This is a genomic window from Shewanella sp. BJSY2023SW005 (assembly GCF_047314585.1).
In the GTDB taxonomy this organism is placed as follows: domain Bacteria; phylum Pseudomonadota; class Gammaproteobacteria; order Enterobacterales; family Shewanellaceae; genus Shewanella; species Shewanella algae.
Genome location: NZ_JBKORJ010000018.1, coordinates 16,049 through 42,708, shown reverse-complemented (window position 1 = coordinate 42,708; position 26,660 = coordinate 16,049). Strand labels below are relative to the sequence as shown.

The window sequence follows — 26,660 nt, the reverse complement described above, 5'->3', positions numbered from 1 at the left end:
GTCGCTAGACCCAATGTGTTTAAAAAATTTCGCCTCAGAACCCAGGGGCATATCAAACTGAAAGTCTTTCAGCACTTCCTACATAACCGGTGGATATTTGAGCTTTTGAAGGTGGTTTTACCAGTTTGGGGTAACGAAAGTGAAAGTTTTCTGTAATTCTTTCTCGGGCCCTGTTATACTGGCGCCGCCTTAGGGGAAACACCCAGGGCTCCGAAAAGCCGGAATCGGGCATAAAGTGTCGTCGGGACCTGAACTTAACAGGAATCCAAGAAAAAGATACGCCCTGTACCCTACAGAATAGACTGGAGTTGTTATGGAAATTCATGAGTACCAAGATGCTTACTACCAACTGCAGGATGAAGTGATTGAATCACTTCCGGTAGAGAAAGACGAAGAAGCGTTTTTGGATTAAGCCTCAGCCAGGCAGCTCAAATCTTGAAAAAGCGGCAACCTCAGGGTTGCCGCTTTTTTTGTTGCCATTGAATTACGGATGAGTCATTCGAGGGCGGAGCCGGGGTAATAATGCTCGATAAGCTGGGTCAATATCCGCTGCTGTTGAGCAAGCTTTTGTCTTTGTGCCTGGCGCTGCAAGCCTTTGAGTGCATGATGCTGAGGCTTGATTTCAATACCCTGGCTCTCGCTCAAGCGCGTGAAGCGACTGACCACTTCAGTCACGCTGAAATCCTCGGCGAATATATCCAACTGTTGCGAGTGCATCAGCCAGCGAATACCTTGATAGACACCTATGTGAGGCAGGGAGTGATGATCTTCGTCACTGAAGAACTCGCTTTGAAATATAAGTTGCTGAGACGGCAGCGCCGACAGATGTTTGGCCAGCGCCAGATTTCGCTGTTTGTGGTAGTCATTGCGGCCAAGTCCGGGGGTGGTGGCCTGGTTACTTATCGCCATGTACAGGGGCTTGCCTGTTAGCTTGCCCTGAGTGAGTGCCTGCTCGAGCTCATCGGCATAAGTCGGGCTGTCGTACCAGAGACTGGCATCCAGCACCAGGTAAGCATTGAACATAGGCTGTTGCCGGCGCAGCGCCTCCAGTGCCAACAAGCCTCCAAAAGAGTGACCGATAAGCACAGTAGGGCCGGGCTGCCCAAGCCTGGTATTCAGCCAGGGGTTAAGTTCCTGGTCGAGAAAGTCGAGAAAAGCGCCGGCATTCCCCGATTGCTGATAAAGCGGCCCTGCGGGTCTACCACCGGGTAGTGTTTCCAGTTTCACCGGAGTGAAGTCCCGAATACGGTTACGGTTGATGATGCCGACTATGACGCCTTCAGGTATCGCAGGATTAACCCCCGAAGCCAGATAGTCCAGCATGGGTGCAAGATGCTCAAACTGCTGCTCGGCATCCAGGATCACATAACGGGCAAAGCTCTCGCCGTGCCTGGCGTCCCAGTGTTTGGGAAGGCGCAGTAATACTTCCCGCGATTCTCCCAATATGTTGGAGTTCAGCGTCAGTCGCTGTTGTTTCCCGGCGCCTTCTTTATCCAGGCTTTGGGCGCTGCAGCCTACCAGCAGACCGAACAATAGCGTCAGAGAGATAAACAGTGATTTTTTCATGGAAATTTTTACTCGGTAAAGGTGACATTTTCAGCTTGAAATTCAGCCCTGATGGGCTTTTGAGTGGCCTGGCTCACATTCGCATCATTACATTGTAAATGATAACCAATATCATTCCTATGTTGTAAAGACTATGCTACTTTTTCGCGCCATGGAACCAGGGGCTTTACCTGGATTTACCCAAAAGCAATAACTTACAAGGCGCAATCGTCGCCGCGATAATCGGGGGAATAGAATGAAACTGGATAAGTGCCGCAAACTGCTTACCTTGAGCCTGGTCGCCATGGCTGTCAGTGGTTATACCCAGGCAGATGAAGGTGAAATGGAGCATATGGTCGTTACTGCCAGTGCCAAGGATCAGCAACTCAGCACTGCACCTGCCTCAATCTCGGTGATCGATGCCGAAGCGATTAAGCTGATGCCGGTCAAAGATCTGGGGGATGTGCTGAGAAACAGCGTTGGTGTGAATGTGGTGACCAACGACTCGGGTCGAAACAGCATCTATATCCGTGGTATGGATGAAGACTATGTACTGATGTTGATCAACGGCAAGCGGGTTTCTTCTTCCAATGGTCTGTGGCGCGGCGGTAACTTTGACTTGACTGCTATCCCCATCGACTCTATCTCCCGGGTGGAGATTGTTCGCGGCCCCATGTCGGCTCTCTATGGTTCAGATGCGGTCGGCGGGGTCATCAACGTGATTACCAAGGCGCCAGATGATGACTGGCAACTGGTGCTCGACAGCGAGTACAGTTGGATGCAGGATGGCGAGGGCGGCGATCGCAGTCGTACCAACCTGTTTGGCTCGGGCAAACTCACAGATAATCTGGGGCTGATGTTCACCGCAGAGGTGGCCGAGCAGGACGCCTGGCTGATGCCCGAACTGACCCCGAATCAGGACACCATAGAAGAGCGCAAGACCCGCAAGCTCTATGGCTCGCTCACCTGGCAGTTGGCAGACAATCAATCGCTGGACTTGGATTATCAATACGATAATGACAAGGTGCCCTTGACCACTTTTGCTGCCAATTCAAAACGCGAGCAGAAGATAGAGCGCAACACCTTTGCTCTGACTCACAGAGGCGAGTGGAGCTGGGGTGGCACCGAGCTTTTGGCCAACCTGGAAAAGTCGGATATCTACGACTACAACAGCCGCTATTCGCTGCAGCCCCCTTTGGGACGCGACATCGAAGAGAAAAACACTACCTTCAGAGGCTCGGCCTTCTTTAACCTGTGGCAGCAGGACTGGACAGTCGGCGCCGAGTACTTTGAAACTGAAGTCGACGATCCTGTGCAATATCCGCTTACCGGTGGTGACAGTGTTGAACAATACTCGCTGTTTATTCAGGATCAGTTCGATTTCCTGGATGATTTCACCCTGACCCTCGGCGGCCGCTACGAAGACAACGAAAAGTACGGCAGCCATTTCAGCCCCAGGGCGTATCTGGTTTACCGTGCTTCGGATGCACTGGTGCTCAAAGGTGGTGTCGGCACGGCATTCAGGGCTCCGGCACTGTTTGAATCATCTCCGACTTTCTCTTCAGTCAGTTGCCGCGGCGCTTGTACTGTAGTGGGCAATGCAGATCTTGAGCCCGAAACCAGTGTCAACTATGAGCTGGCAGCCTTGTGGAGCCAGCCTTCCTATGAGCTGTCTGCAACCTTGTTCCATAACAAGGTGGAAGATCTGATCACTGTTTCGGCTTGGGATGGCTCCAGCCCAACCCGTACTTACTACAACGAATCCAAGGTGACTTTGCAAGGGGTAGAGCTGACCGCCAGCGTGGATATCACGGCGGATCTCGGTCTCAAGGCAAACTACAGTTATCTCGATACCGAGACAGGTGACGGTGATGAACTCACTGGTCGTCCTCGCCAGAGTGCCAATGTGCAACTGGATTGGTATCTCACCGACGATTGGCAGCTGTATGTTGCCGGTAACTATTTCGGTTCATATTTGGATAGCAGTGCCGTGCGTCAGGATGGCTACAGCCGCTTCGATATCGGCAGCAGTTATCGGGTGAACGATCACCTGAAACTACGCGCCGGGGTAACCAACTTTACCGACGAGCAACCGGCCGAGGAAGACACCAACAGTGATATGATACTGCAAGGCCGTGCCTTCTTTGTCGGTGTCAGCCTGAGCCTCTAAGCGTCTGGGCCTACTCCCGGCCTGAATCCTTTAAATAGCCAGGATTGCAATAAGAAAAGCAGCGACTTGTCGCTGCTTTTCTTTTGGCCAGCATTTTATTTCTCCATCGAAAGGCTCAGGTGATAACCACCAAAAGGCATTGAGCCGTAACCTAACCGCAGGCCTTTTGCCCTTTGCCTTTGCGACCATCTTTATCCAGCGGGCAATCGGCGCACATTTGGGTGCAGGGAAGCTTGTGCCGCAGGCAACAGGCGATACGCGGGCTTTGCTGCTGCTTGAGCCTTAGCTTTCGCCAAAACGGATGAGCAATCGGCGCAACATAGGTACGTGGCTGCAACTCAGCTTGCTCGAACATCTCTCTTATCAATTGTTGTCGCCAACTGACGGGCAGTGACAACTCACCCAGATACCAATGCACAATATAGGCTTGATGGCTGAAATGCAGCTTTGATGGCACTGGCCCCAGTTCTGCCAGGCGCTCGACAATGGGAATGAGCAACTGCTCGAGTAAGCTTTCCCAACTGGCAAGTTGCCCGGCGGGAGCCGGATGGCTGACATCTGCATCAAGCAGCAGATAGAAGGTTTCCGCCCGGCCGTTATCAAAAGGTTCAAGGTACCAGTTGCCACTGCAAGCTGCAGCCGCAATGGCGCGGTTAAGTGCGCTGCCGGGCTGACTGGCAAACAACCACAGCAGCAGGGGGGGCAGTTGCAGGCCGAAAAACCACTGGCTCCACATGGAGTGCAGTGCCCGGGCGTCTATCTCGGGCTTTGTGGCACAAGTTGTGGACACCTTGGCTTGATAACTCAGGGCAAATTGTTGCAGCAGCGCCGGGTAATGTGCCTGGCTCAAGACTGAGTTCAAGCTGATGGCTTCTTGGGGTAACTGCTCCAGACTCTCTATGGCTTTGAAGTGCTCGCCATAGAAGGCGGCTTTTTGTGCCAATAGTTGGTTGAGCTCGCTGGCAATACTCATTCCCATGACGGCAGTCCTCCGGTGGCATTGTTGCTCGAATCTTCCCCGCCATGGTGCCCGGCGGCTCTGGGCTTTACTCTGGGTCTGGGTCTGGGGATAATCATCGGGCAGTTGGCCTCGGGATCTGTGATTATGCTGGCATTGATATCGAACACCTGTTCCAGCAGGGCCTCGGTCAACAGTGACTCAGGCGCGCCGCCGGCAATCAACTTGCCATCACGCATCAACAGCAAGTGATCGCCGTAGCGCAGAGCCTGGTTGATGTCGTGCAGCACCAATACCAAGGTGCGGCCCTGATCCACCAACGCCCGGCAAAAGTCGAGTACTGCCAGCTGGGCGCGGATATCGAGAAACGAGGTGGGTTCATCGAGCAGCAGCAAGTCGGTTTGCTGCGCCAATACCATCGCCAGCCAGACTCGCTGTTGCTGGCCGCCTGAGAGCTCGGCCACCGGCCTTTGTGCCAGTGTGGTTAACCCTGTGGCAGCCAGGGCTTGGGAAACAGCCAGTTCATCTTGCTCTGACCATTGGTGCCACAGGCTCTGATGAGGGTAGCGGCCGCGACTGACCAGCTCCTGCACATCTATTCCTTCCGGTAATTCAGGCTTTTGCACCAGTAGTGCCAGCTCCCTGGCTCTGGCCTTGTTGCTCAACTGCGCCAAGGGGGTGTGACCCAACATGACCTGGCCGCGTGTGGGCGGCAGTACCTGGCTCAAACACTTGAGCAGGGTCGACTTGCCACAACCATTGGGGCCAAGGATCACCGTCAGCTTACCCTTGGGGATGGCCAGGTTCATGGCGCTTATGATGGGCCGCTGGCCGTACTCGAGATAAAGCTCATGCCCACTGAGGGCTATGTCATAGTCAGGGTATTGGGTCATGATCTTTCTCCTTTCAGTCCCTTGGCCAGTTGCGGTTGTCCCCGGATTTCGCGGCTCAACAGCAGCGCCAGATAGGCGCCGCCGATGAGGGCGGTCAATACGCCCACCGGCAGCCTTTGGTTGCCCGGCAGCAATAAGGTAAGAGTGTCGGCCCCGAGCAGCAACAGTGCGCCTATCAGCGCCGAGCGCAGCAGTGCCAATTGACGATTGCCAAAGCGGGCCAGATGCGGCGCCACCAAGGCGACGAAGGCTACCGGGCCGGCGCAGAGTACGGCGCCCAGCGCCAGCAAGGTGGCAAACAGCAGCGCCAGTGTTTGGCTTTGGCGCACCGGGTTGCCAAGCGCCTGAGCCAGTTCCTGGCCCAACGCCAGCAGTGACAGACGGCGGGAGAGCAGCAACATAGCGGGCAGCGCCAGCAGTAACACTGAGGTTATCAGCAGCACATCACCCCAGGTGCGGTGTGCCAGACTGCCGGACAGATACCCCAGCATCTGCTGCGCCTGCTCTCTTTGCACCAGTGTCAGTACAAACTGCACCAGGGCGATGGCAAAGGCGTTGATGGCGATGCCCATCAACACCAGATTGCGGGAAAACTGCCATTGGCGTCCGAGCCCTGCGAAAAACAGCAGGAACACAACCCCAGTGCCCAAGAGGGCGCCGGGCAGCAATGGCAGTTCCGGCAGCCATAATAACCAGAGGACGGCGCCGGCACTGGCTCCGGCATTGACCCCGAGAATATCCGGGCTTCCCAGCGGGTTACGGCTCAGGCTTTGAAACACGGCGCCGGAGAGCCCCAGCGCCATGCCGGCGCCGAGGGCACACAGGGCCCTTGGCAGGCGTGATTGCCACAAAAGCCAGTTTTCATAGTCGGAGGCTTCGGCAAACAAGGCCTTGGCAAGGCTCACAGGAGCCAGGCCCTGATGTCCCAGCATCAGGCTAAGTAGCAGTGCAGCGCCAAGCAGGACTACGGCCAGCAAGGCACCTTTAATGGCGCCGGATGAGGGGGCTCTTAAGGTTATCGGGCCCCATTGCCAGATGGGAAAACGGGTGTGTTTCATGACGCCTCCTTCAGGTTTTGACCTCGGGCCATCAGGTACAGAAACGGCGCTCCCAGCAGGGCGACCATGATACCGGTCAGCAGCTCGGCCGGCGGCATCAATACCCGCGCCAACAGATCTGCCAGTAACACCATGGCGCCGCCTATCAAAGCGGCTCCCGGTAATAGCAGGCGGAAATTGAGCGTCAGATAACGTCTGGCCAGATGGGCACTGGCCAGGCCGACAAAGGCCAGCGGGCCGACAATGGCGGTGGCTGCGGCGCACAGCAAGGTGGCACCCAGCCAGGCGAGCAGCCCCTGCCAGCCTTGTGAGGCACCGAGCGCCTTGGCGGTATGATTATCCAGCAGCATCAGATTCAGCGCCGGCGCCAGCAGCCACAAGAGTACCGCGGCGGGCAGCAGATAGGGCCAGAGCGCATGAAACTCCGGCCAGCCCAGCCCGGACAGGGAGCCCGCCATCCAATACCTGAAACCATCGAATAGCTGCGGGTTCAGCAACACTCTGGCCTGGACATAGGCCCCGAGCACGGCGCTGATGGCGGCGCCGGCCAGGATCAGCCTGACCGCAGCGGATTGCCCCTGGGATTGCTGCGCCCTGGACATCATATACACCAAGGTACTGGCCAGCAGCGCCCCGGGCAAGGCCTGCCAGAAGAGACTCAAACCCGCTGTTGCGCTCCACAGCCCCAGAGTGACCAGAGAAGCGCTGGCGCCGGCATTAACGCCGAGCAGGCCGGGATCCGCCAAGGGGTTGCGGCACAGCGCCTGGATCACGCAACCGGCCATTGCCAATGCCATGCCGGCCAACATGCCGCACAGCAATCTTGGCAGCCTTGCCTGTAACACCAGCGACAGATGATCGTCTGCGGCCGGTTGCCAGAGCTTGCCCAGCATAGCCAGCGGTAGAGTGCGGGCGCCAAACAGCAGGTTGGCCAATACCAGCAGCGCCAGTATCGTCAGCAGCCCAAGCAGGGTTAAAGCGTTACGTCCAAGACGGCTCGGGGACTGGGTCGCTGCAGGTTGCAGAAAGATTTTTGGGTGTGTCATCCCGGCCTCCCGTTTTTATTCGATGGCGCGCCTGTATCCGCGTCTGGCTGTGTGTCAGACGGCCTGTTTTGGCGAGGGTTTTCTTTTTGCTTTGCCAGGGTTTGTTGCAGTTGCGGCACCAGCTTGGGGATAGCCCATTTAACGCTCAGCAGCGAGCCGTAGGAGCTGGCCATCACCAGCGCCGGGTCGGTTATTGCCAGATACCGACCGCGGCGCATGGCGGGCAGACGACGGATAACCGCCATGGCTTCCACCTCGGCTCTGGCCTTGTCCGAGCTGTACCAACTGAGCAGCAGCTCGGCATCGTCCAGCATGTCGGCGTGCTCCAGTCCTATGTGGGCGGCGAAGTGGCCTCGGCTGGCATTGAGCCCAAAAAGTTGTGGCGGCAATACAAAACCCAGCGCCAACAGCAGATCCACTCTGGGATCGCCTGTGACATAAACCGAGAGATTGCCAACTCGACTGGCGGCATTGATATAGGCCAGGCGCACGCCATTGAACTCAGGGTTTTCGGCGGCGACTTGGGCGATATAGGCCTGTTGCTGTCTCAAAAGCGCTTCGGCCTGCAGTTCTTTGCCGAGTGCCTTGGCTATCAGTTCCACCTGCTGCTTAACCGGTGTCAGCCAGGGTTTGTCCGGATAGGCGATGACGGGGGCCAGAGCGCTCAGCTGCAAAAAGCTTTCGCGGGTGATACCGGACTGGGGCGCCAGAATAAGATCCGGTTTCAACGCCAATAATCGCTCCACATCCAGCTCGGGGTAACTGCTGATGATGGCGGGCAGCGGCAGCTCTTGCGCTTCCAATGCCTGGCGAAACCAGGGCAGATAACCCTCTGCATCGCCGCCCCAGTAATGGGGTTCAATGGCGATGGGTACAACCCCTAAGGATAGGGTCCAGTCTTCGGCCCCGGCTCCCAGGGTCACCACTCGCTTGGGCGGCGACTCGATGCAGCTGGTCCCGTGGGCCGTGGTAATGCAAACCGGATAACCGTTTTGCAGCGGTGTTTGGGCTTTGGTTTGCTGAGGGTCATAACAGCCCGTCAGCCCCAGGCTCAAAAACACGATAAGCGCCAATAGGCGCCTTGCTTCACACAACATATTTGTTATTCGCCCCGCTGTGCGGGGCGCTCCTTATGATGGATAATTTCACGGCATAACGCGGCTCAGAAACGGTAGTCCAGGGTGACACTGAAGTTACGCGGCGCGCCATACTGGAATTGGTCATAGAAGCCGAGCTGGCTGTAATAGCTCTTGTCGAGGGCGTTATCCAGATTGGCCCTCAGGCTCAACTGTTCATTGAACTTGTATCTCGCCATCAACTTCACCAGGGTGTAGCTGCCTTGCTCCACTTCAACCTTTTTCCCGTCCGGTTTTGAGACTTGGCTATAGATGCGGCTCTGCCAGTTGACCCCGGCGCCCAGCTGCAATCCGTGAAGCCAGCCATCAAATTCATAAGTGGTAAAGAGTTTGAGCTGCCGCTCCGGGTTGGTGGTGTTGATTTTTTGCCCTTGGGGATTTTCGGTATCAAACTGGGTGTAGCCCAGGTAAAGATCCCAGTTGTCATTGATGGAACCGTTGACCTCAAACTCAAAGCCGCGAGTCTTGGTGCCGTCGACACTGCGGTAGATGGGGATAGTGCTGTTGGGTAGGCTTTCGCCGGTTCGCTCACCAACATTGTCCTGACGTATCTCAAAGGCGGCCAGTGACAAGTCCAGCGCCTCATCGAACAGGCTGGCCTTGATCCCGGCCTCATAGTTGCTGCCCTTGATGGGGTCCAGGTAACGGCCATCGGCCTGAACCTTATTTTGCGGAGTAAAAATGTCCGTGTAGTTGGCATACAGGGCATATTCGTCGCTCAGGGCATAGGTCAGTCCCAGGTAACCGGTGAACTCACCATCGACCTCATAGTCATGTTTGGCACCAAAGTTATCCTGATCTGTCTCCCAGTTATCCAGGCGGCCACCGAGTACCATGGACAGGGCATCGGTCAGCTCAAGCTGGGAAGCGACATAGACAGACTGTTGTTTGGTTTCACCCCAGGAGCCGTAAAGCACCTTATCGCTCCATTGCGGTTTTGGGTAATCAAAGCCGGGTTGGCGGAAGTCTCCCAAAGGTGGCCTGGCGCCGAGTGCGCCATAGTAGGGATTGGCAAAATCCTGTTTTTGTTGATTGGCACCGGCCACCAGTTGGTGGTTGCGGCCAAAGGCGTTGAAGTTGCCGCTCAGCTTGAGATCAAAGGTGTGCTGAGTGCGGCTGCCGTCGATAAAGGCCAAAGAGCCGGGGACCATGCCCTCATTGGTGACGGGATCCGGATTTTTCATGGGCCAGAGCACATCAAACTCCAGGCTGTTGTCACCATAGATATAGCTGCCTTTAAGGGTCCAGTCTGAACTGAAATGATGCTCCAGAGTCACAAAGCCGTTGAGCGCATCTGTTTTGGCGGAGGCCCAACTGGGGGCGGTGGATACATGGCGGTCGTAATTGGTGCGGTTGCCGTCACTGTCAAACAGCGGCAAGCCGCCGGACATGGTGCCTTCCGGCCTGGTATGCTGGAAGTCACTGCCCAGGGTCAGCAGAGTATTGGCTCCCAGATCCGCTTCCAGGATGCCATACAGGGTTTGCCGCTGCTGTTCATATCTGTGTTGCCAGTTTTCCCTGTCCTGATAGGCCAGTACCACCCGGCCACGGATGCTGGCATCCTGATTGAGGCCGCCGGAGAGGTCGACCACGCCGCGCAGCATGTCCCAGGAGCCGCTGCTCAGGCTAACGCTGCCCTGAAACTCGGCAGTGGGCCGTTTTCGCACCAAATTGATGGCGGCGGAAGGGCTACCGGCACCCAGCATCAAGCCGGTGGCGCCGCGCACTACTTCAATGCGCTCGTAAAGGGCGCTGTCCATCAGGTTGTCGCCATAGTTGAAGCGGGTGTCATAGGTGGTTGCCACGCCATCATAGAGAATGCTGCTGACCGAGATCCCGCGGGCGCTGATGGAGTATCTGTCGTTGTCCGAGGGGCGGGCGTTGATCCCGGCGACACTGGTCATAACATCTATGACAGAGTTGAGCTGCTGATCTTCAATGGCCTTGGCGGTAACGGCTGTGACAGACTGCGGCGTCTCGAGAAACGACAGCTTCATGCCTGTGGCCGTGCTCATGTCACTTGCCTTGTAGCTTGCGGTTTTGTCTTTGGCACCGACGATTGTCAGTACCTCCATCTCTTTCTCCTGTGTCTCGCTCTTGTCGGCGGCGAACGCCGGGGCGCTCAATAGCACAGAGCAGAGAAGGGCGATGGGGGTCGGCTTAAAGCCATTAAGGGTTTGCATATTAATATCCATTTTCCTGTTACTTCCTGGAAGGTTTACAAGACCGGGTCAGCAAGACGCTCGGCCTGGGTTGATGTCATGCCAAAACTGTGGCTGACGGCAAAGGGGTGCAGTGGATTGTCGATATCTCCGGCAAAGCGCAGGTTCTTCTCCCTGTCTTCGAGATCTATCATCTGCTGGTTGTTATTGAGCTGGATCCGGTTCAGGCAGGTGCGGACAAAGGTCGGCTGGAACAGATCGTAGCGGTGATACTTATCGGCAAACTGGGGGTGGGAGGCCTGATAATCACGTACCTTTCCGGCCACCAGGCTCCAGAAACCCTGTTCACTTAGGCTGGTGTGGCTATCGAGCAGCGGCGCCATAAAGCGGAAGATACAGTCGAAAATATCCAGCAGTATGTAGTTGAGCTTCATCTCCTCTTCGAGTGAGACCGCCAGTTGCGCCACTCGTCCCGGCAGCGGCGCACTGCCGTTGAGAATTGCGACTTCTTCGCCTATGTCCTTCATCAATATGGTGACAGGCACCTTGTCATCCAGCACCAGAATAAGGTTCTCGCCATGGGGCATAAACACCAGATCGTAGGCAAAGAAGGCGTGCAGCAAGGGGGTAAGGTAGAGATCCAGCAGCCGGCTCATCCAGTCGTGGGCGCTCAGGGGGGAAGCCTCGATAAGCGCCGCCAGCAGGCTCTGCTGCTGATTGTCCTGGTGCAGCAGGGCCGCCAGGGTCATCAGTTGCTGTCCGGGTTTTACTAAAGGCTCGCCCTGGAAGCTGAGAGCATAAGGGCTTTCACGCCACAGTGCCGAGAGCATCTTCTTGTAGGGGGTGTCTTTCTCCAGCGCCTGCTCATAGTATCTGTGGTGATAGCCTATGGCGGCGATTTCCCTAAGCAGCACAAATCTTTGATTGGCAAAGAAAGGGTCGCTGTCGATAAGCTCGGCGACAAAGGCGTTGATCTCCGGGGTTCGGCTCATGTAGTAGGGCGATAAACCCCGCATAAAGCCCATATTGAGAATCGACAGCGCCGTCTTCACGTAACAGCGCTTGGGTTGGCTCAGGTTGAAGAAGGTGCGGATGGATTGCTGCACCTGATATTCATCACGGCCTTGTCCCAGGTGAATGAGGCGATCGCGGGCCAGATCGGCGGCAAATATGCGGCTGATCTTTTCGCGCCACTGCCATGGATGAACGGGCATCAGAAAATAATCGTCCGGGTTTTTGCCCTGTTGCCGGATCTTCTGCTCAAATCTGAGCAACAAAGCATCGCCCAACTCATCTTGCAGCAGTTGGCGATAGTCGAGCCCTGCTATCAGCGCCAGGCTGGTATGTTCACTGCTGACCGCCAGCCACTCGAGTTGCAACGGTTGGCCGCTCTCCGGCGTAAAGGCCCGCCAGTCATCGACATCAAAACCTATGCGGCCGTTGTTGGCGACAAACACAGGATGGCCTTCGGTCATGGCCGCTTCTATCTGCTGATAGTCGCAATCCACCAGCTCCTGCACCGGCTTTGCCTGCCACAGAAGTTTGAAGGCCTTGCTGTAGAGGGTGCTGGTGATCTCTTCAAGATAAGTGGGCAGCAATGCATCGCTTATGCCGAGTCTCTCCTTGAGGGCGATGATAAGCAGCATGGCGTCCGGCTGTTGCTGCTCGCCATCTTTGAAACACTCGATGGAATCCGGCGCTATCTGCAGGTGATCCAGCTGATAATGGTGACCGCTGAAGCGGTAGCAGAGCTGACCATCCCGGCTATCCAGCTTGAGCTGCCAACAGGCCTCTTGCTCTGCCTCTGCTGGCAACAACAGCTCTGGCGCTATTAGCTTTTCATGACTGAATTCACTGAGAATTTTCGCCAGCAGATGGCGGCTCGCCTGATTCCAGATAGCAGGCGTCAGATGGCTGAGACGGGTCTGTTCGATAATGGATGCTGTCATTGTGTGGCTCCTGTTGCCAGTGCGGCACTGAACCCAGGCAGGGTGCAAAAACCCAGCATGGCTTGTTTGTTTTCGAGTTGAATGGCGTGGCTGTAGCAGATGCCTACCGCACGGTTCAGCGGGTGAATCTTTTGGTTGTTGATATCCGGCTCTACCACCAGGCGGGCAAAGCCCAGATGCTGCAGTATCAGAGACACCACAGCCGTGATGGCCTGGCGGCTGAAACCGCGCTGCGGCTTAGTGGGAGGAGCCAGCAGCAAATGCATGCCGCAATCGCCGTGTTGGCAATCAAAGTGTTGGCCCACTTCATCAAAGCGGGGATCGTACAGCTCGGTATAGAGCACAGGCTCAGCGCCGCGATAGGCCATCAGGCCAAACTTATCTGCAGTGGGGGCGAGCTCAACGCGGCGCTCGGTGGGCGTTAAGGATTGCATGCCCCAGAAGGCGGCATAGTCGCGGCCGAGCCAGTCGCTCAGGGTGTCAAAGTGTTCGCTTTCCCGATAGGCACAAAAATCAAAGTCGTTGACCTTAAGGCGCTTGCCCGGCGCAAAGCCGTATCTGGCGCTGAAGCCGGCCGTGTCGGCAGCCGGATTAACTGCTGTTTGAGAGGCCATCAGCTGGCCTCCCGCTGCAACGCTTGATTGCTGCTTTGCCGGCGTTTGGGCGCACTGGCGTCTTGCTTGGGAATACCAAAGCTTTGGAAGGCAATTTGCTGCTCTATCTCGTAAGGTGCTTTGCCCAGGATCTGCCGCAATATGGTGGCGTTGCGATAGCAGCCCATTCCCAGATCCGGCGAACACAGCCCGTGGGTGTGCAGCCCCAGGTTCTGAACGAAAATTCGTCCGGCTTTGTCTATGTGATAATGACGCTGGACATCTGGCTCGCCCTTTTGATCGAACAGCAGCTGCGAGTGGAGCGGCTCGAGGAAGTCCGGCAGTCGGTAGCAGTAGCCGGTGGCCATCACCAGTGCCGAACTGGTCAGCTCAAACTCCTGCTCAAGTTCTGTATGTCTGCAACCCAGCAGCAGTTGCTGTCCGTCGCTGTGAACGCTTTGCAGTGCCGTGTTGGTCAGCAGCTGTACATCAAAATCACAGTGCAGGCGTTTTTGGTAAAGCAGATCATAGATGCTGTTGATCAGATCGGCGTTGATCCCCTTATAGAGGCTCTTCTGTGAGCCGATAAGTTCGCGGCGCTGCGCCTCGGGCAGGGCGTGGAAATAGTCGATATATTCCGGCGAGGTCATTTCCAGTGTCAGCTTGGTGTACTCAAGCGGGAAGAATCTTGGCGAGCGGGTGAGCCAGCGCAGGCGATAACCGTATTTGTCGATATCCAGCAGCAGATCTTCGAAGATCTCTGCCGCGCTCTGGCCACTGCCGACTATGGTGATGTCATTTTGGCTCTGCAGCGCCTGTTTACGGTGCAAATAGTTGGCCGAGTGCAGTACTCGCTTGTCGGCGCCGGGGCAGAAGTGGGGCATCCAGGGCTGGGTACCGGTCCCCAGCACCAGGTGACGGGCGCGCAGGCTCTGCTCTTGGCCACTGACTCTGTCCTGCCCCCTGACCAGATAGGTATTGGTTTCGGCATCGAAACTGACCCGGGTGACCTTGAAATTGAATTTAAGGTTACTCAGCTCGGCGCAGACCCATTGGCAGTAGAGATTATATTCCTGCCGCGGCAGGAAGAAGCTTTCGCGAATATAGAAACTGTAGAGTCGGCCGGTTTGTTTGGCGAAGTTCAAATAGCTGTAGCGGCTGGTGGGATCGGCCATGGTCACCAGATCCGACATGACAGGGGTCTGCAATCTGGACGATTCCAGCAACATGCCGGGATGCCAGTCGAAACCGGCGCCGGCATCGACAAACAGACACTCAAGACCGTCAAGCGGCTCGGCCAGGGCCGCCAGGCTCAGGTTAAAGGGGCCTATCCCTATGCCCAGGATATCGTAGACTTTGGTTTGCATCAGTTCCTCCTCAGGCGCTGCAAAGCGCGCTGGTCTTGTAGTGACGGGCCTGCTCGCGACCGATTTTGCAGATGTCGGTCAATACGGCTTCGATATCCTCGAGACGGGTGTGAGGGTTGAGCAGGGTAAACTTGAGATATTGGCTGCCGGCCACTTTGGTTGCTGCAATCATGGCGCGGCCTTCGCGGGCCAGGCGGGCACGGATATGGCGATTGCATTCATCCAATTCGGCGCTGCCGAGCGCCGGGTCGTTGAAGCGAAACACCAGGGTAGTCAGCGACGGGCGCTGCGCCGTCTGCAGCTCGGGGAAACGGCTAAAGCTTTCATAAAGCTCGGCTGTGGTGGCAATCAGGGTGTCGAACATTTCGCCTATGGCATCCGGCCCGGCGGCTCTCAGGCTCAGCCATAGCTTAAGTGCATCAAACCTGCGGGTGGTCTGCAGGCTCTTATTGACCAGATCCGGCACTCCGGCCTGGGCCTGGGACTCAGGGTTGAGGTAATCGGCATGGTAGGTGAGGTAACCGAGCACGCCTTTGTCCTTGACCAACAGCGCCGAGCAGCACACGGGCTGGAAGAAGGACTTATGGAAATCCAGGCTGACAGAGTCGGCCAACTCTATGCCTTCGAGGCGTTGGCGCTGAGTGCGTGACAGCAACAAGGCGCCGCCGTAGGCCGCATCCACATGCAGATAACAGCCGAACTCGCGGCAAAGGGCGGCGATGGGCGCTATGGGATCTATGGCGCCAAAGTCAGTGGTCCCAGCGGTAGCGACCACGGCGATGGGGATCAGTCCTGCCGCTTTGAGCTGCCTGAGTTTGCCCGCCAGAGCCTTGGGATCCATGCGCCGATTGGCATCACAACCGACACTCACCACCGCCTCGTGTCCCAACCCTAAAAGTGCGGCCGCCTTTTGAATGCTGAAATGGCTGAATTCAGAGCAGAGAATGCGGTAGCGGCGGGCATTGGCAGCCAGGCCGGCCAGAACATTGCCTCTGTGACCCGGCTCAAGGCTGCCGGCCAACTCTCTGGCAAGCAGCAGCGCCATCAGGTTGGACTGGGTGCCGCCGGTAGTGAAGACACCGTCGGCAAATCCCTGATATCCCACGCGCTCGCAGGCCCAGTCGATAACCTTCTGTTCAATCAGAGTCCCGCCGGCGCTCTGATCCCAGGTTTCCACCGCGGTATTGATGGCTGAACTCAACTGCTCGGCCAACAAGGATGTGAGCATTACAGGGCAGTTGAGGTGGGCCAGATAATCAGGGTGTTGGAAGTAGATGGCGTGGCTGAGATAGAGCGTGTCCAGCTCGGCCAGAACTTGCTTCATGTCCCCGAGGGGGCGGTCGAGATTGATATCGGAAAATGCGTTTTGCAGCTCTTCGGGGCGAATGCCACTGCTGGGGCCATCCAGCCGTTCAAGGCGGTGTTTCAGGGTATCCATGCCCAGTTGCATCAAGCGGGAGTAGTGGTGTTCGGGTGCGATACCAAAGAGTTCAGTGTGGGGAGCGAACGGCAGGTGGCCGGCGGCATCATAGCTCGGGTCATTGCTCGCCTGTTCAGGCTCCATGCTGGGGTGGGTCACTTTTGCCTCCTTTGCGACTGACATGAGGTCAGTCATCAATGACAAGTCACCCAGGGATAAGGAACTACTTCGGCCTTTCCCTGGGCCATTCCTTTTTTGCTGTCATCCATTTCTCGACGACAGCGGCGACAAATTAGCATGCACTCAAATACAAATGCAAATGATTCTCAATTGATTTGTGTAAAGATGTAACTGGTCTGATTAGAAGCCTGTACCGATAACCACAAATTGGTCGGACAAAGACAGCATTTACAGCATTGGGAGCGACTGATTTGAGAGTGGCTGAGTTGAGAGCGATTTGCTCAAGAGTGATGGAATTCCCATTGGCTCCGCCGGAGGTGAGGTAAAGGACGGGAGTCGAATACGGTGGATCAAGCTTGCTCAATGCCTCTTAACTGGGCCGACTAAATTCCCCAACATAGGCACGAATGGAGAATTAACTCACTGCCATATAAGCACTAAACTGAGTATATTCATCACAAGAGGAATTTTTGAGGAGCAGGGGATGAAAGCCACAGCCGGTCGTCCTAAAGGCCATTCAGGGGCCAGGGATGCTTTGATAGAAGCCGCGCGCAGTTGCTTTACCCTGAAGGGGTATGAGCGGGTTTCCACCCGAGAGTTGGCGCGCAAGGCGGGAGTGGATGCGGCGATGATCCGTTATTACTTCGGCTCCAAGGCAGGCCTGTTTGAGGCCATGGTCAGAGACACAATCGCTCCAGTGCTGGAAGCTTTCAAACATTACAATGCCGCGCAAAGTCATCAATCTGCCAGTGAGGGCTCTGCAAACAACCCTGAGCCCAGCAATAGCCGCCTTGAGCTTGGTAATAACAGCCTTGAGCCCAGCAAGATGAGTCTTGATTCGAGCAAGAAAAGACCCGAGCCAGGTTTTGGCGGGCCATTTGAGCTGATGCAGGTCTATTACCGCGCCATGGCTGCCAACCCGGCCTTGCCCGGGCTTATCATCCAGGTGTTGAATCACAGAGAAGGCAGTGAAGCCTTCGATGCCCTTGCCAGCGTATTCAGTGACATGCTCAGCCGCTCGAGGCTGTGGATCCGCCAGCTCGGGCAAGATCAAGGCCTTAATCCCAACCTGGACCCTACCTTGGCGCGGCTGAGTTTTGTCAGCCTGATGGTGTTTCCGCTGATCGCCCCGGCCCATCTGATGCGGGACTTCGGCGTCGAATTGAACGAAACCTGGCTCAAACAGCTGGCAGAGCACAATGCCAAAGTCCTGCATCAAGGCTTATTGCGCCAGGATATTGCCGCCAACCCGGGCAGTGAGGAACCCCAATGAACAAGATATCCCTGATACTGACAGCGACACTATTGCTGTTGCAAGCTTGTGGCGACAACGGCGAAAGCCGCGCCATGGGCACTCTGGAGCGGGATCGTATCCAGCTTTCAGCCCCCGTTGCCGAGCAGATAGCCGATATCCATGTGGCCGAGGGTGACAAGGTCGAGGCAGGGCAGTTGTTGCTGCAATTGGACAGCCGCAGCGCGGCAGCCAGAGTGGCACAGCGCCGCGCCGAACTGGCTGAGGCCGGCGCCAGGCTTGATGAGCTGCAACAAGGTGCCAGGGTAGAAGAGCGGCGGGCGGCCAGAGCCGCCATAGAGGCGGCAACGGCAGCCGCGACCGAAGCCAGACTCAGATATCAGCGTACCCGCGAGCTGTTTGCCGCCAAAGTGGTGGGGCAGGCGGAGCTGGATGCGGCCATCGCCGAGCGGGATCACACCAAGGCCTTGGTCGAGCAGGCCAATGAACAATGGCTGCAACTGGAAAACGGTACCCGCAGCGAACAACTGGCCCAGGCCGAAGCCAGAGTGGCAGCCGCAGCGGCGGCGCTCAAGGCCGAGGAGAAAGCCTTGGACGACCTCAGTCTCAGGGCGCCGCTGGCATCAGAGGTGGACATATTGCCCTGGAAGAGGGGCGATCGAGTGGCTCAGGGCACTCAACTTGTCGCGCTTTTGGCACTGGATAAACCCTATGCCAGAGTCTATTTGCCGCAAACGGCCATCAGTAAGCTTTCCCGCGGCGACAAGCTGGAGGTCTGGGTCGATGGGGTGGAACAGCCGCTCAAAGGCACTGTCAGAAATATCCGTTCCCAACCGGCATTTACCCCGTTTTATGCCCTTAATGAGCGCGATCGTGCCAGGTTGATGTATCTGACGGATATCGATGTCGAGGGCGCCGAGTCTCTGCCCTCAGGGCTGGCGCTGGAGGTACGACTGCCATGACTCAGTCAGCTGATGCCGGTGCTTCTTCGGCCACTCAAGCCACCTTGTCCATTGAAGCTCCCCTGGCCATTGAAGCTCATGGGCTGACCCGGCGCTTTGGTGAGTTGACCGCGGTGGATAATCTAAGTCTTGCTATTCCCCGTGGGAGTATTTACGGCTTTCTCGGTCCCAACGGTTGCGGCAAGTCCACTGCGATCCGGCTGCTTACCGGCCTGTTGTTGCCGGATGCCGGTGAGGTGACCGTATTGGGAGAGCCGCTTGCCGGTAACGAAGAGGCGCTCAAGCAACGTATAGGTTATATGACCCAGAAGTTTTCCCTCTACGATAATCTGTCTGTGCTGGAGAACCTCAGATTTGTCGCCAGTATTTATGGCCTGTTCGGCCGCCGCGGCAAGGCGCGCATTGAAGAGCTACTGCATCTGTATAGCCTGGAGGGCAGGGAGTCTCAGTTGGCCGGCTCCATGAGTGGTGGTCAGAAGCAGCGTCTGGCACTGGCCTGCGCCACACTGCACTCCCCCGAGCTGTTGTTTCTCGATGAACCCACCTCGGCGGTCGATCCGGAAAACCGCCGCGAGTTTTGGGAGCGGCTGTTCGATCTCTGCGCCGCCGGGACCACTATTTTGGTTTCAACCCACTACATGGACGAGGCGGAGCGCTGCCATGCATTGGCAATCCTGGAGCGTGGCGCCAAGCGGGCCGATGGCTCCCCGGCCGAATTGATGCAGCAGATGGGCGCCAGCGTGGTGGAAGTGAGCGGTGAGCAGCTAAGGGCGCTCAAACAGCAGCTGGTGGCCTTACCTGAGGTTGTTTCTGCCGCTCAGGTAGGCACCCGGCTCAGGGTGTTGGTGCGGCGTGATGCCACAGATCCCATCGCCTTTCTCAGCCCCTATTGTGATGGGCGCAAGCTCGCCATGGCGCGCCCCAGTCTCGAAGATGTGTTTGTATCCTGCACCGGAGGTCGACATGTGGGCTAGGATATTGGCAATCATGCTCAAGGAGCTCAGGCAGCTGTCGCGGGATAGGATGACCTTCGGCATGATAGTGATGATCCCTCTGGTGCAGCTGCTGCTGTTTGGCTACGCCATCAATACCGATGCCAGGCATCTGCCCGCCGGCTTGGTGGATATGTCCGCCAGCAGCTACAGCCGGGCCTTGGTGCAGGCGGTAAAGGCCACCCAAGTGGTGGACTTCAAGGCAAAATACGCCTCTATCGAACAGGCCGAGGCGGCCATCACCTCGGGAGAAGTGCGCGCCGTGCTCTATTTGCCGGCAGATCTCAATGCCCGTCTGGTGAATCATCCAGCCTTCGACCATCGTCAAAGCGACAGCCAGCTTACCCGGCCCGTGGCCCAGTGGCTGGTGGATGGCTCGGATACGGTTATCGCCGCCGCGATTCGTAGCCTGAGAAGCATGCCGCTGGATGAAGTGGCCGGTTTCAGCAGCCAAAGCCGGGTGCCAAGCTTTGAGGTGGTGCAGTATTTCAACCCGGAGCAGCGCACTGTGGTTAACATAGTGCCCGGCTTGCTGGCGGTGATTTTGACCATGACAATGATCATGTTCACCTCTGCCGCCATTGTCAGGGAAAGAGAGCAGGGCAATATGGAGTTTCTGATCACCACCCCGGTCAAACCCATGGAGCTGATGGTGGGGAAAATCATCCCCTATGTGCTGGTGGGGCTTATTCAGGTGAGTATTATCCTCAGCGTGGGCCACTTCCTGTTCGGTGTGCCTGTGCGCGGCGGTCTTGACAGCTTGTTGCTGGCCTCTTTGCTGTTTATCTTTGCCAGCCTCAGCCTGGGCCTGGTGATCAGCACTATTGCCAAGACCCAATTGCAGGCGATGCAACTGACGGTATTTATCCTGTTGCCCTCTATTCTGTTGTCAGGCTTTATGTTTCCTTACGAAGCTATGCCAATTGCGGCGCAGTGGATAGCCGAAGCGCTGCCGGCGACCCACTTTATGCGTATGGTGCGCGCCATAGTCCTGCGTGAGGCCGATATCCTGATGTTGGCTAAAGATGCCTTTTGGCTGGGGGCGTTCACCCTGGGAGGCGTGTTGCTCGCTTCATTGAGGTTCCGCAAGCGTTTGGGATGAGCGCTGTGGTTCAGCGCTCTTCATCTCTGAGGGTCAGCACTTCATAGCCGGTATCTGTCACCAGTATGGTGTGCTCCCACTGGGCCGAGAGTTTTTTATCCCGGGTCATTACTGTCCAGCCATCTTTCTTGGTCTTTATTTTGGCGCCGCCCTGGTTGATCATCGGCTCTATGGTAAAACACATACCGGCTCGCAGTTCCAGGCCGCTGGCAGCGCGGCCATAGTGCAGCACCTGGGGCTCTTCGTGCATCTCGCGCCCTATGCCATGACCACAGTATTCCCTGACCACACTGTAGCCCTGGGATTCGGCATACTGTTGAATCGCATGGCCAATATCCCCGAGGCGGGCACCGGGTCTGACCATCTTGATTCCTCGCCACATGGCTTCATAAGTGGCTTGTACCAGGCGTTTGGCCAAAGGCGATGCCTGTGGCATCAGGTACATCTTGCTGGAGTCGGCAATAAAACCATCTTTTTCGAGGGTAATATCCAGATTGACAATATCGTTGGCCTTCAGCAACTGCTGCTCCGACGGAACCCCGTGACACACGACTTCATTGACCGAACTGTTGAGCACATAGGCATAGCCGTATTGGCCCTTGCTGGCCGGACGCGCCTTAAGCTCGTTGACGATAAAGTCTTCTACTCTGTCGTTGATGGCCATGGTCGAAATGCCGGGAACAACAAAGCCGTCCAACATGGCAAATACCTTGGCAAGCAGGGCGCCTGAGCGGCGCATCAGCTCGGCTTCAGCCGCAGTTTTTAAATGAATTTTTCTTTTTTGATCAAGCATTTTGCGCTCCAGGTACCTTGATGGCTTCCCGCTGATACAGCTCGGCCATCAGCTCATTGAAACTCCGGTCGGGGTTAAGCTCGGCCAGCATGCCCATCTTGATCCAAAATTCCGCCTGGGCGTTGATGGAGCGCGCCATCAGGCCGCTGGCCTTACGCAGCTCCTCATGGAGTTCATCGGATATCTTGATAATTCCCATATGCTAAAAATACACTTTATATATAAAACATATATGAATCGTATACTTTATGGCGGTGAAAGAAAAGCATGTTGGTTGAAAGATTGCGGCGCCTTAAGAAAGTGTGGCGTTGTCAGAAAAGGGTTTAAGGCAGTTCTTTGGGCAAGCATAAGCAGCCTTGGCTCTCTTTTGCAGGGGCAAGCTGATGGGCGGCTATGATGTTAAAAAGCCTGCTTGGGGAAGCAGGCTTGAGACTGAGCTCGAGGGTTAAGGTGAAGCTAGAGAACCGTTTGCTGCTCGTATTCAGTTAGGCTGAAAGCGAGAGATGGTTTATAACAGCTTTGGTTTATAACGACGGCTTGGGTCTTAGCCGTTTTGCTTAGAATGCTTTTGTTCAAAGGCAAGCGAGGCTTAAGGAAGGTGCAAGCAAGTCCCATGTGTGCTCTGCGTTGGCTTACGGACCTGGATGCAAGGCGTGGTTCGTAGCAAATGGCCTAGTCCTTTGCAAGAAGCACAACACAGCAGGCAGGCCTGTAAGCCACGCCCTTCGGGGCTTCACAGCAACCGGCTTTCTGCGTTATCCGACTTCGACAGGCCCCGGCATGCCTTCAGTCAGATGCCTTGAACGCCAATTGCTGTGCAAGCCGCTTTCTACAAAAGAGAAGGCCACGAGTACTTGTTCGCACCTTCCCTAATTTGTTGCCAGCGGCAGATGGGCCTTGCTGCCCCAGTCGGCCCAGGAGCCATCGTAGAGTATCAGGGCATCGAGGCGTACCTGATAGGCCGCCAGGATCAAAATACAGGCGGTGATCCCTGAGCCGCAACTGAAGATCAAAGGTTTGCCGCTGCGTCTGGCGTCCATGGCACCCAGATGCAGAAAAATCTGCTCCAGTGCTGGCTGAGGTTTCAGGCTGTCGCCATCCAGCACTTCGGCAAACGGCAGATTCACGGCGCCGGGAATATGGCCGCTGCGCACCCCTTCTCTGGGTTCGGGACTCTGGCCGAGAAAGCGTGAGCTGGCTCTGGCATCCAGTATCATGGCCTGCTTGCCTGCCAGGGTATCCAATACCTGGAGGGCGTTACAGACCTTTTCCGCTTGATATTGCCCACAGGCGTTACCGCGCTGAAACTCGGTCGCCGGTTTGTCGGCGCAGGGGCGCTGCTCTTTGAGCCATTTTGGCAGACCGCCGTCGAGAACAAACACCTGCTCAAAGCCCATGACCTTGAAACACCACCAGCCCCGGGGCGATGAGTAGATGCCCTGATTGTCATAGATGACGACAGTGCAGTCCTGGTCGATGCCTAGCCGCTGCACCAGCTCGGTAAACTGGGCCTGACTCGGCAGGGCGTGTAACTCACTGGACTGCAGATCTGTGCACTCCCGCTCCAGATCCAGCCGCCGGGCACCGGCAATAAAGCAGGGCTCATCGTAGACTATCGGCTCGCGGCCTATCACCTTGTCCATGCTGGCATCCAAAATGACCAACTTGGGATCAGAAAGATGAGCGGCCAACCACTCGCTGCTTACCAGTGCAGATTGCATCTCGACTCCTTAAGCTCGGTAACGGCACCAAGCAATGAAACTTGGCCCAAATTACTGGAGCGCTACGGATTTCTCAAGCTGTTATTGCCACAGAACCTCTATAGGCGATTATTCTCAATAGTTATTGGCATGCGGTTTGGATTGCAGCCTCGGCAGCACTTTGCAGGCTGGCATCAATAATGGCCTCAAACTGTGGCTGTTGTCCGGCGGGCAACAGCTCCCTTAGCATTTCCCGGCGCTTCTCTTCGCCGAGCAGGCGTTCGGCCAGCCAGGCACACAGATACATGGCCGACAGGCAGCCACCGGCGGTAGCTATGTTGCCTCTTATCACCAAAGGTTCATCCAGTACTTCGGCACCTGTCTTTTGCAATGCCGTTTTGGCATCCGGATGCGTGGTGGCCGCGCGGCAATCCAGTAACCCCAATCTTTGCAGGATAAAGGAACCGGCGCAGATAGAGCCGAGCAGTTGCTTGTTGGGATCCAACTCAAAAGTATTGATAAAGTCCGGGTCTTGCAGCGCCAGCGGGATCCCCTGTTTGCCGCTGATAAACAGCACGGCATCAGCCTGGTTGGCTTCGCGAATATGGCCCTGCATCTCAATCTCAAGACCCAATGCCGATTTGTGACTTTTGTTGCTGCCGAGCAGCTTGACCTGCCAATCATTCTGGATGCGGCCCACTATGTCCCACATCAAAAACAGATCGATATCGGTAAATTCATCGAAAGCCACTATGGCGATAGTGGGTTTCTTGTCCGCCGCACTATAGCTGGCGCTCGGAGTTTGGGCGTTTGGTGAAGTATAAACAGACATACAGCCTCCTTGTCTGGTATCAGTTTGACAATTGGATTCTTCAGGAATGTTATTCAATGCTAATGCAAGCCGGGATTCAGTCTCTGAACTCTTCGTCATAGGCCAGGCCGCTGACATCGGCCAGCTCTTTACCCAGCTCCTGCATTGCGGCCTTGCCCTTACGTTTCAGCAGGGTCACTCTCTGACCATCCTTGAGCATCAAGATCAAGTCCCAGTATCTGGGTTCGCCGAAATGGGGGCAGAGGCAAAATCCGCTGATTTCGGCCAGTGGCACCTTGAGTTGCCCTATGGGGTAGATACTGCGAATACTGTGCACCAGCACACAGGTATCTTTGTCTATCAAGATTTTATGGCGACAGAACAACGCGTGCCAGCCGAGTGTTGCCCCCATGGCCCAACCGAGCAGCAATTCAGGGTTAAGCCCGAAATACACCTGTGCCAGAGTCAGCGCCGCCAGCGGCAGGCCGATTAACCAGGTCCAGCGGCCAAACACCAACTCGGCCCTTTGTGAGGAGTACTTGTTCCAGTGCGCCATGGCTCAGCTCCCTAAGCGTGTCAGTAGCAGTCCGAGCAGGGCAAAAAGCGGCAGCGGCAGTGCCAGTTTCCACATCAGGTGTTGCTCCCAAATGGGTCGGTACTGACTGATGGATTGGCCAGTTTGAGTCGCGGCTTTCAGAGGCTTGGTTTCGGTATGGGGGGATTTTGCGGCCTGGCTCTCGGCCTCCGGCGGCGCCAAGTCGCTTGGAGCTGCGTCAAAGGGCACGGCTTTCAACTCGGGCCAGGCAGTGACTTTTTCATAAACTTCAAGTTCATAGACTGCAAGCGGGCTGGCGCAGCCGCGCAAAAAGCCTATCAATGCCAGCGCTTCAGCCATATCTGTCAGGGTGTGGCGCTGTCCGAGCAGCACCAGCTGTACCCCATTGGGCGTTTGCGCCAGTGGGGTAATATGAATAGAGAGTTGACTGTAGGGCAGGGTTTTACGGGGCTTGGCTTTTATACGCCACCAGCCAGTGTATTCTTTAATCTCAGCGCTTTTAGGGTCAAACAGCCAACGCCTTCTCACCCCCAAACAGCCAATTGCCAGGGTTAACAACAGCAAGGCCGAGACGGCATGAAATACCTGTGATTTACCTGTCAGCACCACAGCCATTAAACTTGAGGCCGACAGGGGAACCAGCATGATAAAGCCCCAGATTGTAGCCAGGGTTTGCTGTCTGCCAATAAAGTAGGCTCGTCCATCGGCATCCAGCTTTAAGTGCCAACGAGCGCCGCGGGGCAGAGCGCGATATTTTTTGTTTAACTCATCTTCCTTGGACATCAATCAGTTATCCTTTTTGCTGAAGTATCAAGCGCCAGATGCAAAATAGGGAAGGGCTTACCCATGGCATCGAGTGCCGAGCGGGAGATTTGTTTAAAGCCTTGATGGCGGTAGAATCCGACCGCCTGTGGGTTTTGCTCATTGACATCGACCAAGTTGGCGCCGAGGTCTTCGATGGCATGCTTGAGCAGGGCACTGCCTACGCCTTGGCCGCGAGCCCGGCTGTGAACAAACAGCATCTCTATCTTGTTGTCTGCTACGCCCAGAAAGCCGACAATGGCTTTGGCCTCATCTCGTATACATCTGAGCGTCACCGCCGGGAAGGCCTTATCGAGGATCAGCGGCTTGAAAAAGGCGATATCAGCTTCGCTGATAAAGTCGTGGGTGGCGCGCACTGAATCTTCCCAGACTTGCAGCAGCTCAGCAAAGTCGGCACTGGATGGGGTTTCAATGTTCATATCTTGTGGTTTTCCAATCCTGGGTCGGGTTGTGGTGCTCTTTGAAAGCCAGGCCGAGCAGGATGCGCTCATCGTTCCCCGGCGCTTCCTGCAGTTGCATGGTTTATATCCATGGGCTTAATTAGGCTCTGGTTAGCGCTACTCAGCCCCTGAGGTTATTGCCCGGCTTGCACCATTTGCAGAATTTTGCGGGCCTTCTCAAAGTGATCCAGTTTGTGGGTCTGGATCCACCAGGTAGCGGCCTCCATGAGCAACTCGGGATCATCATTCTTGTTGGCAAAGAAGGCATAGAAGGAGACGCCAACATTTTCGCCCTTCTGAGCGATTTTTTGCTGGCAGACATGGATAACTTTTTGTCGCAGGCTGGCACGCATCTCGATTGTTCCCTCAATCTGAAAAGTCATTTTTAGGTGTTTTGCTGTTGCAACTGAGCTTGTTGCGCCTTGGTCAGTTTACTGACAACCAGGGCGTAGGATGCCTCAATCAGGTCACGGAGCATATCCTCGCTGACCTCACCATTCAAGGTTAGCGTGAACCAATGCTGCTTATTCATGTAATAGCCGGGCACTATCGCCTCAAAGCTATCGATCAGTGCCAGCACGTCGGCAGGTTTGGCCTTGAGTGTCACCCTAGGGGGCGTTTCCTGCTCGGCCAGCAGAGCAAACATCTTACCCATCACCTTATAGACTCTGGCCTCAGGACCAAAAGGATAGTCGGCAGTGGCGTTGGGGCATTGCTGTAACAGTTTCTTGAGTTGTGTCAGTGTCATGGCGT

At 56.0% G+C, this 26,660-nt stretch carries 25 protein-coding genes; 5 read left to right on the top strand and 20 right to left on the bottom strand.

What is annotated here, in order from left to right; translation table 11 throughout:
• Positions 1-495 precede the first annotated feature (495 nt).
• Positions 496-1,566 carry an alpha/beta hydrolase gene (locus ACMHXI_RS03805; RefSeq protein WP_413734056.1) on the bottom strand — a complete coding sequence of 357 codons (1,071 nt, stop codon included), beginning with the start codon at positions 1,564-1,566 and terminating at the stop codon, positions 496-498.
• A 235-nt stretch (positions 1,567-1,801) separates the two neighbouring features.
• Here ACMHXI_RS03805 and ACMHXI_RS03800 point away from each other — a divergent pair, with 235 nt between their 5' ends.
• A complete protein-coding gene (locus ACMHXI_RS03800) occupies positions 1,802-3,715 on the top strand; it encodes a TonB-dependent receptor domain-containing protein (protein WP_208184642.1) in 1,914 nt (637 codons plus the stop codon).
• Positions 3,716-3,866: 151 nt separating this feature from the next.
• On the opposite strand, the gene fhuF is transcribed toward ACMHXI_RS03800, so the two are convergent.
• The 10 genes from fhuF to ACMHXI_RS03750 all read right to left on the bottom strand — a co-directional run bounded on the left by fhuF (position 3,867) and on the right by ACMHXI_RS03750 (position 16,456).
• Positions 3,867-4,694: a siderophore-iron reductase FhuF gene (fhuF, locus tag ACMHXI_RS03795; RefSeq protein ID WP_107004610.1), complete on the bottom strand. Its 828-nt coding sequence runs from the start codon at positions 4,692-4,694 to the stop codon at positions 3,867-3,869.
• Positions 4,685-5,566 (bottom strand): ABC transporter ATP-binding protein, encoded by an 882-nt coding sequence (locus ACMHXI_RS03790; RefSeq protein ID WP_342197638.1) that lies wholly within the window; start codon positions 5,564-5,566, stop codon positions 4,685-4,687. The genes fhuF and ACMHXI_RS03790 overlap by 10 nt, the downstream gene beginning before the upstream one ends.
• Positions 5,563-6,624 carry a FecCD family ABC transporter permease gene (locus ACMHXI_RS03785; RefSeq protein ID WP_186265540.1) on the bottom strand — a complete coding sequence of 354 codons (1,062 nt, stop codon included), beginning with the start codon at positions 6,622-6,624 and terminating at the stop codon, positions 5,563-5,565. Before ACMHXI_RS03785 ends, ACMHXI_RS03790 begins: the two co-directional genes overlap by 4 nt.
• Positions 6,621-7,670 carry a FecCD family ABC transporter permease gene (locus ACMHXI_RS03780; protein WP_413734053.1) on the bottom strand — a complete coding sequence of 350 codons (1,050 nt, stop codon included), beginning with the start codon at positions 7,668-7,670 and terminating at the stop codon, positions 6,621-6,623. The genes ACMHXI_RS03785 and ACMHXI_RS03780 overlap by 4 nt, the downstream gene beginning before the upstream one ends.
• Entirely contained in the window at positions 7,667-8,767 is a 1,101-nt protein-coding gene (locus ACMHXI_RS03775) for an iron-siderophore ABC transporter substrate-binding protein (protein ID WP_413734051.1), read from the bottom strand. Before ACMHXI_RS03775 ends, ACMHXI_RS03780 begins: the two co-directional genes overlap by 4 nt.
• Before the next feature lie 65 nt (positions 8,768-8,832).
• On the bottom strand, positions 8,833-10,989 hold the full coding sequence (locus tag ACMHXI_RS03770; protein WP_413734049.1) for a TonB-dependent siderophore receptor: 2,157 nt from the start codon (positions 10,987-10,989) through the stop codon (positions 8,833-8,835).
• Positions 10,990-11,024: 35 nt separating this feature from the next.
• The gene (locus ACMHXI_RS03765) at positions 11,025-12,917 is read right to left on the bottom strand and encodes an IucA/IucC family protein (RefSeq protein ID WP_413734047.1); all 1,893 of its coding nucleotides are present in this window, start codon (positions 12,915-12,917) and stop codon (positions 11,025-11,027) included.
• A complete protein-coding gene (locus tag ACMHXI_RS03760) occupies positions 12,914-13,531 on the bottom strand; it encodes a GNAT family N-acetyltransferase (RefSeq protein WP_144224558.1) in 618 nt (205 codons plus the stop codon). Before ACMHXI_RS03760 ends, ACMHXI_RS03765 begins: the two co-directional genes overlap by 4 nt.
• Entirely contained in the window at positions 13,531-14,877 is a 1,347-nt protein-coding gene (locus tag ACMHXI_RS03755) for a lysine N(6)-hydroxylase/L-ornithine N(5)-oxygenase family protein (protein WP_345869752.1), read from the bottom strand. Before ACMHXI_RS03755 ends, ACMHXI_RS03760 begins: the two co-directional genes overlap by 1 nt.
• 10 nt (positions 14,878-14,887) lie before the next feature.
• Complete coding sequence (locus ACMHXI_RS03750; protein WP_198556947.1) at positions 14,888-16,456, bottom strand: pyridoxal phosphate-dependent decarboxylase family protein; 1,569 nt, start codon at positions 16,454-16,456, stop codon at positions 14,888-14,890.
• Positions 16,457-16,961: 505 nt separating this feature from the next.
• Here ACMHXI_RS03750 and ACMHXI_RS03745 point away from each other — a divergent pair.
• Genes ACMHXI_RS03745 through ACMHXI_RS03730 form a run of 4 tightly spaced genes read left to right on the top strand, consistent with a single transcriptional unit; the run spans position 16,962 to position 20,785 of the window.
• Positions 16,962-17,750, top strand: coding sequence for a TetR/AcrR family transcriptional regulator (locus ACMHXI_RS03745; protein WP_345869751.1), 789 nt, complete (start codon positions 16,962-16,964; stop codon positions 17,748-17,750).
• A complete protein-coding gene (locus ACMHXI_RS03740) occupies positions 17,747-18,691 on the top strand; it encodes an HlyD family secretion protein (protein ID WP_062793542.1) in 945 nt (314 codons plus the stop codon). The genes ACMHXI_RS03745 and ACMHXI_RS03740 overlap by 4 nt, the downstream gene beginning before the upstream one ends.
• Entirely contained in the window at positions 18,688-19,665 is a 978-nt protein-coding gene (locus tag ACMHXI_RS03735) for an ABC transporter ATP-binding protein (RefSeq protein WP_345869750.1), read from the top strand. Before ACMHXI_RS03740 ends, ACMHXI_RS03735 begins: the two co-directional genes overlap by 4 nt.
• Positions 19,655-20,785 (top strand): ABC transporter permease, encoded by a 1,131-nt coding sequence (locus ACMHXI_RS03730; RefSeq protein ID WP_144160473.1) that lies wholly within the window; start codon positions 19,655-19,657, stop codon positions 20,783-20,785. The genes ACMHXI_RS03735 and ACMHXI_RS03730 overlap by 11 nt, the downstream gene beginning before the upstream one ends.
• A gap of 10 nt (positions 20,786-20,795) precedes the next feature.
• Here the strand turns inward: ACMHXI_RS03730 and map are convergent, their stop codons facing one another.
• The 9 genes from map to ACMHXI_RS03685 form a co-directional block, all read right to left on the bottom strand.
• Positions 20,796-21,578 (bottom strand): type I methionyl aminopeptidase, encoded by a 783-nt coding sequence (gene map / locus ACMHXI_RS03725; protein WP_413734043.1) that lies wholly within the window; start codon positions 21,576-21,578, stop codon positions 20,796-20,798.
• Positions 21,571-21,777, bottom strand: coding sequence for a ParD-like family protein (locus ACMHXI_RS03720; protein ID WP_025010681.1), 207 nt, complete (start codon positions 21,775-21,777; stop codon positions 21,571-21,573). The genes map and ACMHXI_RS03720 overlap by 8 nt, the downstream gene beginning before the upstream one ends.
• Positions 21,778-22,447: 670 nt before the next feature.
• The gene (locus ACMHXI_RS03715; protein ID WP_208160819.1) at positions 22,448-23,299 is read right to left on the bottom strand and encodes a sulfurtransferase; all 852 of its coding nucleotides are present in this window, start codon (positions 23,297-23,299) and stop codon (positions 22,448-22,450) included.
• Between the two features lie 121 nt (positions 23,300-23,420).
• Positions 23,421-24,110: a DJ-1/PfpI family protein gene (locus tag ACMHXI_RS03710; RefSeq protein ID WP_109247624.1), complete on the bottom strand. Its 690-nt coding sequence runs from the start codon at positions 24,108-24,110 to the stop codon at positions 23,421-23,423.
• Positions 24,111-24,186: 76 nt separating this feature from the next.
• Positions 24,187-24,645 carry a hypothetical protein gene (locus ACMHXI_RS03705; RefSeq protein WP_028780258.1) on the bottom strand — a complete coding sequence of 153 codons (459 nt, stop codon included), beginning with the start codon at positions 24,643-24,645 and terminating at the stop codon, positions 24,187-24,189.
• Positions 24,646-24,648: 3 nt separating this feature from the next.
• The gene (locus tag ACMHXI_RS03700; RefSeq protein ID WP_413734040.1) at positions 24,649-25,428 is read right to left on the bottom strand and encodes a hypothetical protein; all 780 of its coding nucleotides are present in this window, start codon (positions 25,426-25,428) and stop codon (positions 24,649-24,651) included.
• Positions 25,428-25,886 carry a GNAT family N-acetyltransferase gene (locus ACMHXI_RS03695; RefSeq protein ID WP_071238355.1) on the bottom strand — a complete coding sequence of 153 codons (459 nt, stop codon included), beginning with the start codon at positions 25,884-25,886 and terminating at the stop codon, positions 25,428-25,430. The genes ACMHXI_RS03700 and ACMHXI_RS03695 overlap by 1 nt, the downstream gene beginning before the upstream one ends.
• Before the next feature lie 155 nt (positions 25,887-26,041).
• The gene (locus tag ACMHXI_RS03690) at positions 26,042-26,260 is read right to left on the bottom strand and encodes a DUF6500 family protein (protein ID WP_028780256.1); all 219 of its coding nucleotides are present in this window, start codon (positions 26,258-26,260) and stop codon (positions 26,042-26,044) included.
• A 32-nt stretch (positions 26,261-26,292) separates the two neighbouring features.
• Positions 26,293-26,655 (bottom strand): MmcQ/YjbR family DNA-binding protein, encoded by a 363-nt coding sequence (locus ACMHXI_RS03685; protein ID WP_107004626.1) that lies wholly within the window; start codon positions 26,653-26,655, stop codon positions 26,293-26,295.
• Between the last annotated feature and the right edge of the window lie 5 nt (positions 26,656-26,660).